Raw genomic sequence first — 14,214 nt, forward strand, 5'->3', positions numbered from 1 at the left:
ATGTTGCGCCGTCTCTACGACTGGACCCTGCGCCTGGCCGGCCATCCCCGCGCGGAGCTGGCCCTGGGCGGGGTGACCTTCGCCGAAAGCTCGTTCTTCCCGATTCCGCCGGACGCCTTGCTGGTGCCGATGGTCCTGGCCAACCGGGCCAAGGCCTGGCGCTACGCGACGATCTGCGCGATCAGCTCGGTGCTGGGCGGCATCGCCGGCTATTTCATCGGCTTGCTGCTGTTCGAGAGCGTGGCCATGCCGATCCTGGCGTTCTACGGCTTGCTGGAGAACTTCGAACAGGTCGCCGAACGCTACAACGAACTGGGCTGGCTGATGGTGCTGCTGGGCGGCGGCTTCACGCCGCTGCCGTACAAGGTGATCACCATTACCAGCGGAGTGACCCAGCTCGACCTCTGGCTGTTCGTCGGCCTCAGCCTTGTCGCCCGCAGCCTGCGCTTCGCCGCTACCTGCGCTTTGCTGTTCTGGGCTGGCCCACGCCTGAAGACCCTGATCGAGCGGCGTCTGGGCATGGCTTTCGTGCTGATGGCGGTGATGGTGGTCGGTGGGTTGATGTTGGGGAAATACGTTCTTTAGCCAGCAGTCGGGTGACGGCCCAGGCGCTTGAGCGCCAGCATCGGTTTGCCCAGCAGAGCGCTGAGTTGTCTGGAGCGTTGCATGGCCGGACTTTCTATGAAACGGAAGGATAGATACGACGCGAGCACTACCAGGGGAGTGATCGCACCTATGACCAGCCAGTGTTCCAGAGCGGAAAACGCCTTGGCGTTGTCCCTGCCGATCAGCAGTTCGAAGCTGATGAATAGGATGCACCCGTGCAGCAGATACATGCTGTAGGTCATTTCGCCGAGGAAGCGGGACAGTGCTTGAGTCAGCAGGCCGAATAGGCTCGAACCCGCCGCAATCAGCAGGAAAGCCAGGCCGAGAATGAGGATCGCCGTTTCCTGATAGGCGCTGGGAAAGAGCACTCCGGGTAGGAGCAGGAGCGCCAGGCATAGGAGATTGCCGGGGATACTCGCGGCGAATCGCTGCAGGTGCGTCGAGCGTACCGCGAGCGCTGACAACCCACCAGCGACGAACATATAGGCGAGCGTCCAGTTCGGCTGCCAGGCTTTCAGTACCAGCCAGATCATGCCTGCCATGATGGCCATGGCTACTGGGGAAGGACGGTTCCCGAGCAGGACGCCGAGGAATGGCAGGCAGAAGTAGAACAACCACTCATAGGGCAGCGTCCAGGTCACCCCTGCCACGATGCGGAATGTCCCGATGAAACCGTTCATGTCAGGCTTGCTCGGTATCGAGAAGAGCAACCAGTCGAGCATCTTGCCAAGCAGGGCCGAGGGCGCCTCGCGTAGGGAAAAGCCGGTGGCCGTGAACACCAAAAGGAATAGCAGTGCCATTGCCAGGAGATAGGCTGGGAGCAGCCGGGCAATCCTCGATGCATAGACATCCAGCCATCTGATCGGCGTGCCGCGGCTGTGCAGGAGCTTGTGAGCGAAGAGGAAGCCGGTGACCATGAAGAACAGCGCGACGCTGGTCTGGCCGAAATGGGCGTAGAGCCGGGACGGCGGTAGTTGCCAGAGACCATCCTTCAGATAGTAGTACTAGATGGACGAGTGATGGAGAAAAACGAAGAACGCCAGGTAACCGCGCAGGCCGTCGATGGTGACGAACCGGGAAGCGGGCAGGCGCGCGCTGCCAAGGCGACGAATGAACTCACAGGTGGCGAGCGCAACAGCCAGGCAGGCTAGGGCAGGTAGGGCGCTGGTGGGGCTCATTCGTCGGTCTATCTCTGTCGGAAGACCGAGAATGATATGTCAGATTCCTACATTGCGAGTGAGCGAGCTTCGAATTTGAGACGTGGATGTGCGATCCGATCCTGCGCCCGCACCAGCTCCAGCTCGTAGCTGCCGCAGGCCTGGGTTTCCAGCAGCACTTCATGGACCGCGGCGCCGGTGAATTCGAAGGCGTTACGCAAGTCGTCGCCGAGCAGCAGGCGAGAGAGGAACAGCCCCGAGGCCAGGTCGCCGACTCCGACCGGTTGCCGCGGGAAGGCCAGCAGCGGGCGTTGCAGGTGCCAGGCCTGATCGGCGGCCACCAGCAGCATCTCGAAGGTGTCGCCGGCCTTGCCCGGATAGTTCAGGTGCTTTACCAGGATTGCCCTGGGACCGCGTGCCAGCAGGCTCCGTGCCATTTCCACGCAGTCGGCGAGGGAGTCCGGCTGGCGGTCGCAGAAGCTGTCCAGCTCCAACTGGTTGGGACACAGGTAGTCGGCGACCGCGGCGGCTTCTTCCAGCAGGAAGTCGCTGACCTCCGGGGCCACGATGCAGCCTTTTTCCGGGTGGCCCATGACCGGGTCGCAGAGGTACAACGCCCGAGGGTTGGCCTGTTTGATCCGTGCCACCACATCGAGAATGGCGCGGCCCTGGGCGGCGCTGCCGAGATAGCCGGACAGCACCGCGTCGCAGTTGCCCAGTTCGCCGATGCCGGCAATACCGTCCACCAGCGCCGGGATCTGCTCCGGCGGCAGCACCTGCCCGGTCCATCGACCGTACTGGGTGTGGTTGGAGAATTGCACCGTGTTCAACGGCCAGACGTTGATTCCGATGCGCTGCATCGGGAACACCGCCGCGGCATTGCCGGCGTGGCCGAAGACCACATGGGACTGGATGGCGAGCAGGTGGGGCGTGCGTGGCATGAGACGACTTCCTACAGCTGAGTCGGCGCAGTATGGGGGCTAATTCACATGGCGAAAACACCCCCCACTCGCTGCCTGCCGGGAGAACGGGTAAGCTGGCCGTCCCCCTACACCGGATTCCGCTCGTGACCCTGGGTAACCTTTTCGTCATGCTCCTGTTGGGCGCCGCCGCAGCCTGGTGGTGGCGCGCCCATGGCGTGCGCGAGCGGGCGTTGCTGCTGGCCAAGCAGCATTGCGCCAAGCAGGGCGTGGAACTGCTCGACGAGAATGTCGCGCGCCGGCGCCTGCGCCTGGCCCGTGACCACCGTGGTCAGTGGCGGCTGAGCCGCGAGTTCGGTTTCGAATTCACCGTCAGCGGCGAGGAACGCTACGCCGGGCGCATCGTCATGTATGGCTATCACCTCGGCGCCATCGAATTGGCCCCGCATCGCTTCGAGGCGGCCGCCGAGGTCGACAACCCGCCGGTGCATAGCGCCGAGGTGATTCGCCTCGACGAGTGGCGGCAGTCCCGGCAGAAAAAGGTCGGCGACTGAGGCGGCAGAGCGTCAGGGCAGTATCCCGAGAGCCTTGAGACTGGCCTTGCCCAGTTCGACGCGCTTGCCGATGTCGGCCTCGCCGCCGGGCATGTCGATGTTCAGGGCGAAGCCGTAGAGCCGCTCGTTGCGCTTCACCCAGCCCACCCACCAGCCGAGTTCCGGCGTGCAGTCGAAGCACCAGCCTGTCTTGCCGTGCAGCTCCCAGCCCGGGCCGCTTTCCAGCAGGGTCATGGCGCGCACGGTGGACTGCACCGGGGCGGGGAATGGCAATTCTCCCTGCGCCAGTCGGAGCAGAAAGCGGGTCTGTTCCATCGCGCTGATCTTCAGCGGTCCCACCAACCAGAAGTTATCCACAACCTGGCCGATTTCCGCGTTGCCGTAACCCAGGCGCGAGACATTGGCGCGCATCCGCTCCAGGCCGATGCGCCGCGCCAGTTCCTGGTAGACCGGTACGTTCGATGCCTTGATCGCCTCGCGCAGGCTCATGTCGTGCTCCCAGGCCTTGAAGCGCTGGGGCTTGCCGCCATAGGGAAGAACCTCGTCGGCGGATCTAACCGCCCCTGTGGATAAGCCGATCAGGCTGTTCGCCACCTTGTAGGTGGAAGCGGGAACGAAGCGGGTTTCCGCGCGCTCCCGGTCATGGCCGACATAGCACTGCCGCTGCACATCGTAGAGGACGAAGGTGCCTTTCACCCCGGCCGCGCCGAATAGCTTGTCCACGGCCTGGCTGTCGTTCCATTCGCTGGCCTGGGTATGCCCGGAAAGCAGGAGAAGGGCACTGAAGAGGAGAGGGCGCATGGCTCGGTCCTGTGGAGTCATCCTCCCTGGGACCGATGGATGAGCGCCGGATTCCCCACGGAAGGAGCGTTCATGGATTGGGCAGGAGAAAGTCGCGTACGCGTTCGGCGGCATCGGCCGGGTCTTCCTGCATGAAGCAGTGGCCGCCGACCACCACGTGGGCGCTGACCTGGGGGTTGAGCGAGCACCAGCGCGCCACCGACTTGGCGACGAAAGGGTAGGTGCGGTCACCGTAGAGCACGCGGGTCGGCGTGGTGATCTTGCCCAGCGACGGCCACAGCCGCCTGGGGAAGGAGCTGAAGATCTCCGCTTCGCGGCTTGGCCGGCACTTCAGCTCGACTCCGCCGTCGCTCTCCTTCAGCGCATATTCCACGTAGGCCCACAGCGCCTCGTCGGTCCAGCCCTTGAAGATACCGCGGCCGCGCAAGCCGGCGTAGGCGGCTGCGCGATCGGGCCACTGGCTGCGGCGCAGGCGCGCCTTCTTCGCCAGGCTGCCGCGCAATTGCAGGCCGAGGGTCTCGGAAAGTGCCATCACGCCGATCATCGCCGGGGTGAACAGTACCGGGTCGAGCAGCACGGCGCGGGCGAACAGGGTGGGATGGCGGGCCAGGACGAGGCTGCTGAGGACGCCGCCGAAGCTGTGCCCGCAGGCCAGTCGCTGGACATCTCCATAGGGACCGCGCCCGGCCTCGAAGGCCTCCACCGCCATCTCGGCGTTGCGGTTCCAGCCGTGGAAGCGGCCGCCGTGGTCGCTTTCGCCGTGGCCCTGGATGTCGCACAGCCAGAGGTCGAAATCCTCCGCCAACAGACGCAGCATCGGTTCGTAGGTGCGGCCGCAGAAGCCGTTGCCATGGAGGAAATGCAGCAACGGCTTGCCGCTCGGTTCGCTGCGCCAGCCGCGCAGGGTGAAACCGGCCGAGCAGGAATGGGACCAGGGGGATAGCGACATGGGCGGACTCCTCGTACGGCGCGCAGTGTAACCGGGCGCCGTGCTATCGTCGCCGCTTCCCGCCGCCGTTTCGATCCGCTGATGTCCTTGTCCCGTCCGCTGCGCCTGTTCCTGCTGTTGCTGCCGCTGCTCGGCGGCCTGCTGCTGTCCATGGACTGGGCGGGTCGCCAGGCGCGGCAGCAGGCGCTACGCGCCGAGGGCGAACAGGTGCGCAAGCAGCTGGACCTCTACGCCGGCTCGCTGCAGACCCTGATCGAACGCTTCCGCAGCCTGCCGGCGGTACTGGCGCTGGATCCGGACCTGCGCGCGGCGCTGGCCGGGCCGATCGACGGCGAGTTGCAGCAGCGCCTCAACCTCAAGCTGGAAAGCATCAACCTGGCCGCCCGCTCCTCCACCCTGGAGCTGCTCGACCGTACCGGGCTGGCCGTGGCGGCGAGCAACTGGAACCTGCCGACCAGCTACGTGGGCCACAACTACGGTTTCCGTCCCTATTTCCGCCAGACCATCGCCCAAGGCTCCGGACGTTTCTATGCGGTCGGGGTGATCAGCGGGATTCCCGGTTATTTCCTGTCCCACGCGGTGCGCGCCGAGGACGGCAGCTTCCTGGGCGCAATCGTGGTCAAGCTGGAGTTTCCCGATCTGGAACGGCAGTGGAACCAGACCCCCGACCTGGTCCTGGCCAGCGACGCCAAGGGCATCGTGTTCCTCGCCAACCACGCCGGTTGGCGCTACCGCGAACTGGAACCGCTGGATACCGTGGACCGCTTCGAACTGGCGGAGACCCGGCAATACGATCGCCAGCCCCTGACACCCCTGCGCCACCAGACCTTGCGCAGCTACGGCGAAGACCGCCGTCTGGCGCGGGTGGAAAGCGCCGACGGCGAGAAGGACTACCTCTGGCAATCGCTGGACCTGCCCAACGACGGCTGGACCCTCCACTTGCTGCGCGACACCGCGAGCATCCAGGACGACGTCGCCACCGCGCGCCTGGCCGCCGCCGGCACCTGGCTGGCGCTGGTCTTCCTCGGCTTGTTCCTGCACCAGCGCTGGCGTATCGCCCGCCTGCGGCAACGTAGCCGGGAGGAGCTGGAGCGCCTGGTCGAGCAGCGCACCGCCGACCTGCGTACCGCGCAGGACGGCCTGGTGCAGGCGGCCAAGCTGGCCGCCCTGGGGCAGATGTCGGCAGCCCTGGCCCATGAGATCAACCAGCCGCTCACCGCCCAGCGCATGCAACTGGCCAGCCTGCGCCTCCTGCTCGACGCCGGACGCCACGACGAGGCGCGCCAGGCGTTGCCGCGCATCGACCAGATGCTCGAACGCATGGCCGCGCTCACCGGCCACCTGAAGACCTTCGCGCGCAAGAGCGCCGGCGGCCTGCGCGAGCGTATCGAGTTGGGTCACGTGGTCGAACAGGCGCAGCAGTTGTTGCTGCCGCGAATCCGCGCCGAACGGGTGGAGATCGAGCAGGCGCTGCTCTGGCCGGCCTGGGTGATGGGTGACGCGATCCGCCTGGAACAGGTGCTGGTCAACCTGCTGCGCAACGCCCTGGATGCCGTTGCCGGCCAGGAGCGGCCATGGATCCGCCTGGCCCTGCAACGGCTTGGTGGCGACTGGGTGCTGAGCGTCGCCGACAACGGCGGCGGGATTCCCGCCGAGCACCTGGGCAGCGTCTTCGATCCGTTCTTCACCACCAAGCCGGTGGGAGAGGGACTCGGCCTCGGCCTGGCGGTATCCTATGGGATCGTCCACGAACTCGGCGGCCGCCTGCAGGTCGCCAATGCCGAAGCGGGAGCGGTGTTCAGCCTGATCCTGCCGGCGGCCCCCGATGACACGAGCGTAACGACATGAGCGACCAGGTGATCTTCGTCGACGACGAAGCGACGATCCGCGAAGCGGTGCAGCAATGGCTGGAGCTGTCCGGCTTCGAGGTGCGCCTGTGCCTGCGCGCCGAGGAGTGCCTGGGAGCGTTGGACAAGTCCTTCGCCGGGGTGGTCATCAGCGATGTGCGCATGCCCGGCATGGACGGCCTGCAACTGCTCGCCAACCTGCAGGCGGTCGATCGCGACCTGCCGGTGATCATGGTCACCGGGCACGGCGACGTGCCGATGGCGGTGGAGGCCATGCGCCAGGGTGCCTACGACTTCATCGAGAAACCCTTCACGCCCGAGCGCCTGCTCGGCAGTTTGCGGCGCGCGCTGGAAAAGCGCCGCCTGGTGCTGGAGAACCGGCGCCTGAAGGAGCAGGCCAGTCTCAAGGACCAGGTCGATGCGCGTCTGCTCGGCGTGTCCAAGCCGATGGAAGCGTTGCGCCGGCAGGTTCTGGCCCTGGCGCCGACCCCGGTGAACGTCCTGATCCGTGGCGAGACCGGCAGCGGCAAGGAACTGGTTGCCCGCTGCCTGCACGACTTCGGGCCGCGCGCCGACAAGCCGTTCGTGGCGCTGAACTGCGCGGCGATTCCCGAGCAACTGTTCGAGAGCGAGCTGTTCGGTCATGAGAGCGGCGCCTTCACCGGCGCGCAGGGCAAGCGCATCGGCAAGCTCGAGCATGCCCATGGCGGCACCCTGTTCCTCGACGAGATCGAAAGCATGCCGTTGGCGCAGCAGGTCAAGCTGCTGCGCGTCCTGCAGGAGCAGCAACTGGAGCGGCTCGGCTCGAACCAGAGCATCCACGTCGACCTGCGGGTGATTGCCGCGACCAAGCCCGACCTGCTGGCCGAAGCACGTGCCGGACGCTTCCGCGAGGACCTGGTGTATCGCCTGAACGTCGCCGAGCTGCGCCTGCCGCCGATCCGCGAGCGTCGCGAGGACATCCCGCTGCTCTTCGAACATTTCGCCAGCGTTGCCAGCCAGCGCCTCGGCCGCGAGCCGCAGCCCGCCGCGCCGGCGGAACTGGCGCGGCTGATGGCCCACGACTGGCCTGGCAATGTACGCGAGCTGGCCAACGCCGCCGAGCGTCATGTCCTCGGCCTGGAGCGTGGGGACGCGGAGGAAGGCGGCGGCCTTACCTCGGGGCTGGCGGAACGCATGGAAGCCTTCGAGGCGGAGTGCCTGCGCCAGGCGCTCGGCCAGTGCCGCGGGGATATCAAGGCGGTGATGGAGTTGCTGCAACTGCCGCGCCGGACACTCAACGAAAAGATGCTGCGGCATGGCCTCAGCCGCAGCGATTTCGTCGGCGAAGAGCCGGCTTGAACCAGCCCTCGCGAGGCGTCAGAGATCCTTCGCCAACTCCGTTGGCGCCTGGCGCCCGCCGCGTTGCAGCAACGCCAGGTAGACCAGCCCCACCGCGATCCAGGCCAGTCCGAGCAACTGTGCGTCGAGGCTCATGCTGTACAGCACGTAGGCGATGATCGCCAGGCCCACCAGCGGGAACAGTAGATGCCGCAACCACTGGCCGGAGCGCTGGCGGCGGTAGTAGTGGTTGATCACGCTCAGGTGCAGCAGGCAGAAGCCGGTGAGGGCACCGAAGTTCACCAGTGAGGTGAGCACGTCCGGTGCGTCGAGGAAGGCCCAGCCGATTCCCAGCGACAGCACCGCCACCAGGTACAGGCTGACGTGCGGCGTCTGGTAGCGCGGATGGACCCTGGCCAGCGCGCGCGGCAGTCTGCCGTCGCGGGCCATCGAGTAGAGCAGGCGCGAGACCGCTGCCTGCGAGGTGATCGACACCGTGACACCCCAGGCCAGCGCGGTGGCTACCGCGGTCAGCATCGACAGCCACTGGCCACCGGCCGCTTCGGCGATCTCGTAGAAGGCGGTGTCCGCCGACTTGAAGTTCATCCCGGCGGCGAGGTCGGTGGCCAGCCAGGTCTGCGCGATGAAGATGCCGCCCATGATGAACAGCGCGATCAGCGCGGCGCGGCCGATCTGCCGGGCGGGATCGCCCTTGACCTCCTCGGCGAGGGTGGAGATGGCGTCGAAGCCGAGGAACGACAGTACGGCGATCGAGGCGGCCTTCATTACCAGGCCGAGATCGAAGGCTTCCGGGCGATACAGCGGTTCGAGGGTCAGCCGGCCGTTGCCCAGGCCGCCTTCCAGCGCCTGGTAGCCGACCACCAGGAAGATCGCCAGCACCACCAGCTCTCCGATCAGGAACAACAGGTTGGCGCGGGCGGCGAAGGTGATGCCGCGCAGGTTGACCAGGGTCGCCGAGACCAGGAACAGCAGCATCCAGGCCAGCTTGGGGATCGCCGGGAACAAGTGGTTCAGCGCCAGCGCGCTGAACACGTAGAGCAGCGGCGGGATCAGCAGGTAGTCGAGCAGCAGCACCCAGCCGGCGATGAAGCCGACATGGGGGTGGATGCCGCGCTGGGCGTAGGAATACACCGAGCCGGCAATCGGAAAGGCCTTGGCCATGGCTCCGTAGCTGAGGGCGGTGAAGAGCATCGCCAGCATGCCCACCAGGTAGGCCATCGGCACCATGCCGTGGGCGTCGGCATGGACCCAGCCGTAGACCCCGAACGGGGCGATGGGGATCATGAAGATCATCCCGTAGATGATCAGGTCGCTCAGGGACAGGCTGCGGCGCAGCTGTTGCCGGTATCCGAACTGTTCGATGGCCATGACGGGCTCCTCGGGAAAAGGCAGCGTATTGTCGTTATCGGCGCCGCACGCGAAGCGGGCCTCTTTCTCGTTATTGGCGACCGGCGGCGCCGGTCATCGCATCAGAGCCAGGGATACAGACGCTCGGCCCAGGCGTACACCGCATCCGGCGTGCGCAATCCATCGTTGCGGATCTCCAGCAGCACCGCTTCCAGACCGCGTGCGTCGCCATGCACCGGAACGGTAGTGTCTTCCGCCGGGTCGATCGCATAGGGCTGGTTGCCGGCGACTTCCAGGCCGTGCCGGCGCAAACCGTCGAGGATGCGCCCGGCGTAGGCGCCGGCGTTGCGATAAAGCACCCCGGCAACCAGCGGGCGGGGTCTGCCGTGGTACACCGGGGTAAAACTGTGCACGCCGACCACGCGGGTCGGCACGCCGGCGGCCTGGCGCTCGTCGAGCAGTTGCGTCAGGCGCTGGTGGAACGGATGGAACAGGCAATCCTGGCGATAGCGGCGCACCGTCTCGGACAGCTCGCGGTTGCCGGGAACCGGGTAGATCTCGCTGTGCGGCGGAATGCTGTCGGGTGCCTCCAGCGGTCGGTTCAGGTCGATCAGCAGGCGCGAGTAGCCGGCCGCCAGCAATGGCGCGTCGAGCCGCCGGGAAAGCTCTTCGGCCAGCGCCAGGGCGCCGATATCCCAGGCGATGTGTTCTTCCGCCGCGGCCTGGTCCAGGCCGAGGCGCTGCAACTCCAGCGGAATGTGCCGGCTGGCATGCTCGCAGACCAGGACCACCGGGCTGCGCCCTTGGGGATTGAGCAGGTGGTAGGGCGGCAGCTGGTAGATGCCGAGTTCGGGGTTGTCAGTAGAGCTCGGCATAGTGGCGGCACAGGTCGTCGTCGGAAAGGCCCGCCGTCAGCGCCAGTTCGTGGCGCTTCATGGCGAGGTAGGTGTCCAGCAGCGGCTTTGGCAGCTCGGCACAGAGCGCCTCGTCGCGTTGCAGGCAGTCGAGCGCATCGCCGAGGGTCGCCGGCAGGGCCTGGATGCCGCGGGCCTGGCGCTCTTCGTCGCTGAGGCCGTGCGGATCGACATCGGCCAGGGCGCGCAGCGGCAGGCGTCGTTCGATGCCCAGGCGGCCGGCGATCAGCACCGCGGCCATCGCCAGGTGCGGACAGGCGGTGGCGTCCATCGGCCGGAATTCCAGGTTGTACTGCTTGCCCAGCGGCTTGCCGCCGACGCTCACCACCGGGCAGATGCGCAGCGCCGCTTCGCGGTTGCGCAGTCCCAGGCAGGCGTAGGCGGCGCTCCAGTGGTGGGGTTTCAGGCGCAGGTAGGAGGCGGCGGTAGGCGCGGTCAGCGCGCACAGCGCTGGCAGGTGCGCGAGCACGCCGGCGGCCCAGTGCTCGCCGAGTTCGGAGAGATCGTTGGGTCGACCGGGCTCGTACAGCAGCGGGCTGCCGTCGGCATGTTGCAGGCTCAGGTGCAGGTGCACCCCGTTGGTCACCGCGCCGGGGGCCGGCAGCGGTGCGAAGCAGGTACGCAGGCCCATCTGCCGCGCCACTTCGCGAGTGACCTCGCGGACGTTCACCGCGCGGTCGGCGGCGGCCACGCCCTGCGCCGGGCGGCAGGTGACCTCGTACTGGCGCTGGCCGTATTCGGGGAGGAACATCTCCGGCTCGGTGCCAGCCTGGGCCAGGGCGCTGACCAGCCAGCCGGGGAACTGCCCGGCGGCACGCTGGGCCTGCAGCGAAAACGCCGCGGCCGGACGCTCACCGGGCAGGCCGAGCAGGCTGAATTCGTGTTCGAACGCCGCGATGACCTGCAGGCCGCTGTCGCGATAGCGTTCCACCTCGGCCCGCAGCAGGCTGCGCGGGCAGGCCGGCCACGGCGTGCCGTCGGTTTCCACCAGGTTGCCGTGCAGGTAGTCGAGCGCCGGCGCAGCGGCGTCGGGACCCTGCTCGACGCGCACCCGGCTGTTCGGGTCGGGCAGCAGGCGCAGGTCGCCGTGGCTGCCCCAGGGGCTGCTCTCGTCGATCAGGTCCTGCGGGGTCAGCGAGCTGTTCGCCGGTACCCAGCCGCAACCGCTGGCCAATTGCTCCTCCAGGGTCGCCAGGGGCAGCGAACGCCCGCGGGTGATGCCGGCCAGGTCGGTGGTGACGAAGCTGACCAGGCGTACCGGCTGCAGGCGGTTCACAGGTTGCTCCGGCCGAGGGCGGCGATGCGTTGCAGGACGGTCTCGGTGTCGCTGATCCAGCAGTAGCCCTTGATCGCTTCCAGGCAGGCCTGGTGGCGTTCCGGGGTATGGGTGGCGCAGGCATCCTCGACCAGGGTGACCAGGTAACCGCGGTCGGCGGCATCGCGCACGGCCATGTCCACGCACTGGTCGGTGACCACCCCGCAGACGATCAGGTGGCGGGTGCCGAGGTTGCGCAGTACGTAGTCGATGGCGGTGGAGTTGAAAACGCCGGAAGAAGTCTTCGGCAGCACGATCTCGTTGGCGGTCGGCTCCAGGGCGTCGATCACCCTGGCGTCCGGGCTGCCCTTGGGCAGGTGCATCTCCGACAGCTTGTGATCCAGCGAGCGGTCGCGACCATCGGCGGTGAGGCTCTCGATGACGGTGTGCAGGACGTTCTCGTCCACTGCGCGCATGGCCCTGAGCAGGCGCTGCTGGTTGGGGATCACCTGGTTCTGCACGCGCTCGTAGAAGTAACCGGCTGCCTGCGGATCGACGTGCGGGTCGCGCCCCGGCTCGACCCAGGCACGCTGCATGTCGACGAACAGGATGGCGGTCTGCCGGCGGCCGAATGGCAGGTCGCGCGGCGAGTGGTGGGGCAGACTGAACATCGGGTCATTCCTCCAGAATATGACTGCTGAACGCGTTGCGGAGCTGGTCGATGCCCTCCAGGCGTTCGTCGAGCGGCGCGCCCATGCGCGCCACCAGGGTCGCTACCAGTGCCTCGACCTGGGCCATGGCCGGCACCAGCGAGTCGAAGGGCGAGGCGGATTCCACTGGCGAACTGACGATCAGGTCGGCGTGTTCGCGCAGCGGCGAGGCGTAGATGTCGGTGAACAGCACCAGCCGTGTGCCGCGTGCCTTGGCGGCTTGGGCCACGTGCTGGGCCTGGCTCTGGTAGCGGCGATAGTCGAACAGGACCAGCAGGTCCTGGCGGCCGAGGTCGTAGAGCTGGTCGGGGAGCAGGGCGCCGTCGTCGAGCAATCGGCACTGCGGGCGCAGCAGGCGCAGATGGGTGACCAGGTAGCCGGCGAGGAAACGGCTGAAGCGTCCGCCGTGGCAGTGCACGCGCAGGCGGCTGTCGAGCAGCCAGTCGGCGAGGCGCTGGATGTCATCGGGGCGGGTCAGGCCGAGGGTCTGTTGCAGGCTCTGGCCAGCCTGGTCGAGGTAGCGCGCCCAGGTGTCGTCGCGGCCCATCCGCTCGCGGCGTTCGGCGAGCAGGGTGCGCGGCGAGCGCAGGCGGTCGTCGACGTCGGCCAGCAGCGCTTCCTGGAAGTCGCCGTAGCCGGCGAAGCCGAGCTTTTTCACCAGGCGCATGATCGTCGGGTCGCTGACTCCGGCGTGCCGGGCCAGGCGCGTCATCGGACCGAGGCCGAGGCGCGGGTAGTCATCGAGCAGGGCACGCACCACCTTGCGCTCCGCGGGCGTCAGTTCGGCGGGCGGGGAGGCCAGGCGTTGTTTTAGTTCTTGCATGGGGCATCCTCGAAGGTGGGTCGATTGTGTAGTGAATTTTTCAGATTGTTCAATATGTGACGGAATGTTTTTTTCACTACATTTCCCGCAAACGGCCGAATGACCTCTGTTGTGGTACGGCAGGCAGACGTACGGCGGGGACGGAAACGAAAAAGCCCGGTCGAAGACCGGGCTTTTTCCAGGGGCGGTTACGCGGCTTGGCTCAGAACGCCGGTACCACCGCGCCTTTGTATTTCTCCTGGATGAACTGCTTGACCTCGGCGCTGTGCAGGGCCTTGGCCAGCTTCTGCATGGCGTCGCTGTCCTTGTTGTCCGGCCGCGCGACGAGGATGTTCACGTAGGGCGAGTCGCTGCCTTCGATGGCCAGCGCATCCTTGGTCGGGTTCAGCTTGGCTTCCAGGGCGTAGTTGGTATTGATCAGCGCCATGTCGACCTGGGTCAGCACGCGCGGCAGGGTCGCGGCTTCCAGTTCGCGGATCTTGATGTTCTTCGGATTGTCGACGATGTCCTTCGGCGTGGCGGTGATGCTCTTGTTGTCCTTGAGCTTGATCACCCCGGCCTTGTCCAGCAGGAGCAGGGCGCGGCCGCCGTTGGTGGCGTCGTTGGGGATCACCACGGTAGCGCCGGAAGGCAGTTCGTCGAGCTTCTTGTACTTGCTCGAGTAGGCGCCCAGCGGCTCGATGTGTACGCCGGTCACGGCGACCAGGTCGGTGCCCTTGGCCTTGTTGAACTCATCGAGGTACGGCTGGTGCTGGAAGAAGTTGGCGTCCAGGCGCTTTTCCGAGACCTGCACGTTCGGCTGCACGTAGTCGGTGAACTCCTTGATCTTCAGGTCCACGCCTTCCTTGGCCAGCAGCGGCTTGACCACGTTGAGGATCTCCGCGTGCGGCACCGGGGTGGCCGCGACGGTGAGGGACTCGGCGGCCTGGGCGGCGGTGAGGCCGAGCGCCGCGACAGCGGAGAAAGCAGCAAGCAGTTTTTTCATCTTCA

General features: G+C 66.8%; 15 protein-coding genes. 4 read left to right on the forward strand and 11 right to left on the reverse strand.

Features of this window, described 5'->3' with window-relative positions:
- Positions 1-585 carry a YqaA family protein gene (locus JHD77_RS18340; RefSeq protein WP_003097034.1) on the forward strand — a complete coding sequence of 195 codons (585 nt, stop codon included), beginning with the start codon at positions 1-3 and terminating at the stop codon, positions 583-585.
- On the opposite strand, the gene JHD77_RS18345 is transcribed toward JHD77_RS18340, so the two are convergent.
- Genes JHD77_RS18345 through pdxY form a run of 3 tightly spaced genes read right to left on the reverse strand, consistent with a single transcriptional unit; the run spans position 582 to position 2,704 of the window.
- A complete protein-coding gene (locus JHD77_RS18345; protein ID WP_265341990.1) occupies positions 582-1,601 on the reverse strand; it encodes an acyltransferase family protein in 1,020 nt (339 codons plus the stop codon). The two genes, JHD77_RS18340 and JHD77_RS18345, sit on opposite strands and share 4 nt — an antisense overlap.
- A gap of 9 nt (positions 1,602-1,610) precedes the next feature.
- Complete coding sequence (locus JHD77_RS32415; protein WP_233410299.1) at positions 1,611-1,784, reverse strand: hypothetical protein; 174 nt, start codon at positions 1,782-1,784, stop codon at positions 1,611-1,613.
- A gap of 47 nt (positions 1,785-1,831) precedes the next feature.
- On the reverse strand, positions 1,832-2,704 hold the full coding sequence (gene pdxY, locus JHD77_RS18350; protein WP_003458375.1) for a pyridoxal kinase PdxY: 873 nt from the start codon (positions 2,702-2,704) through the stop codon (positions 1,832-1,834).
- A gap of 32 nt (positions 2,705-2,736) precedes the next feature.
- Here pdxY and JHD77_RS18355 point away from each other — a divergent pair, with 32 nt between their 5' ends.
- Positions 2,737-3,237, forward strand: coding sequence for a DUF3301 domain-containing protein (locus JHD77_RS18355; RefSeq protein ID WP_003121391.1), 501 nt, complete (start codon positions 2,737-2,739; stop codon positions 3,235-3,237).
- Positions 3,238-3,249: 12 nt separating this feature from the next.
- On the opposite strand, the gene JHD77_RS18360 is transcribed toward JHD77_RS18355, so the two are convergent.
- Positions 3,250-4,038: an OXA-50 family oxacillin-hydrolyzing class D beta-lactamase OXA-486 gene (locus JHD77_RS18360; protein ID WP_003161965.1), complete on the reverse strand. Its 789-nt coding sequence runs from the start codon at positions 4,036-4,038 to the stop codon at positions 3,250-3,252.
- A gap of 70 nt (positions 4,039-4,108) precedes the next feature.
- Positions 4,109-4,987 carry an alpha/beta hydrolase PoxA gene (gene poxA / locus JHD77_RS18365; RefSeq protein ID WP_003099708.1) on the reverse strand — a complete coding sequence of 293 codons (879 nt, stop codon included), beginning with the start codon at positions 4,985-4,987 and terminating at the stop codon, positions 4,109-4,111.
- 81 nt (positions 4,988-5,068) lie between these two features.
- Here poxA and JHD77_RS18370 point away from each other — a divergent pair, with 81 nt between their 5' ends.
- Both JHD77_RS18370 and JHD77_RS18375 read left to right on the forward strand, forming a co-directional pair.
- Positions 5,069-6,835 carry a sensor histidine kinase gene (locus tag JHD77_RS18370; RefSeq protein ID WP_003114131.1) on the forward strand — a complete coding sequence of 589 codons (1,767 nt, stop codon included), beginning with the start codon at positions 5,069-5,071 and terminating at the stop codon, positions 6,833-6,835.
- On the forward strand, positions 6,832-8,175 hold the full coding sequence (locus tag JHD77_RS18375) for a sigma-54-dependent transcriptional regulator (RefSeq protein WP_003099712.1): 1,344 nt from the start codon (positions 6,832-6,834) through the stop codon (positions 8,173-8,175). Before JHD77_RS18370 ends, JHD77_RS18375 begins: the two co-directional genes overlap by 4 nt.
- An 18-nt stretch (positions 8,176-8,193) precedes the next feature.
- Here JHD77_RS18375 and JHD77_RS18380 read toward each other — a convergent pair whose 3' ends face one another.
- From JHD77_RS18380 to JHD77_RS18405, 6 genes are all read right to left on the reverse strand, one after another.
- The gene (locus JHD77_RS18380; RefSeq protein ID WP_003099715.1) at positions 8,194-9,543 is read right to left on the reverse strand and encodes an APC family permease; all 1,350 of its coding nucleotides are present in this window, start codon (positions 9,541-9,543) and stop codon (positions 8,194-8,196) included.
- Between the two features lie 101 nt (positions 9,544-9,644).
- Positions 9,645-10,313: an N-formylglutamate amidohydrolase gene (locus tag JHD77_RS18385; protein ID WP_074231497.1), complete on the reverse strand. Its 669-nt coding sequence runs from the start codon at positions 10,311-10,313 to the stop codon at positions 9,645-9,647.
- Between the two features lie 67 nt (positions 10,314-10,380).
- A complete protein-coding gene (locus tag JHD77_RS18390) occupies positions 10,381-11,712 on the reverse strand; it encodes a glutamine synthetase family protein (RefSeq protein WP_003099720.1) in 1,332 nt (443 codons plus the stop codon).
- On the reverse strand, positions 11,709-12,362 hold the full coding sequence (locus JHD77_RS18395) for an isochorismatase family cysteine hydrolase (RefSeq protein WP_003099724.1): 654 nt from the start codon (positions 12,360-12,362) through the stop codon (positions 11,709-11,711). Before JHD77_RS18395 ends, JHD77_RS18390 begins: the two co-directional genes overlap by 4 nt.
- Positions 12,363-12,366: 4 nt before the next feature.
- Positions 12,367-13,224, reverse strand: a complete 858-nt coding sequence (qapR, locus tag JHD77_RS18400; RefSeq protein WP_003099726.1) for a transcriptional repressor QapR — start codon at positions 13,222-13,224, stop codon at positions 12,367-12,369.
- Between the two features lie 202 nt (positions 13,225-13,426).
- Positions 13,427-14,209, reverse strand: a complete 783-nt coding sequence (locus JHD77_RS18405) for a MetQ/NlpA family ABC transporter substrate-binding protein (RefSeq protein WP_003097007.1) — start codon at positions 14,207-14,209, stop codon at positions 13,427-13,429.
- Positions 14,210-14,214: the final 5 nt, after the last annotated feature.

The sequence above is a fragment of the Pseudomonas sp. P20 genome (assembly GCF_016463925.1).
In the GTDB taxonomy this organism is placed as follows: domain Bacteria; phylum Pseudomonadota; class Gammaproteobacteria; order Pseudomonadales; family Pseudomonadaceae; genus Pseudomonas; species Pseudomonas aeruginosa.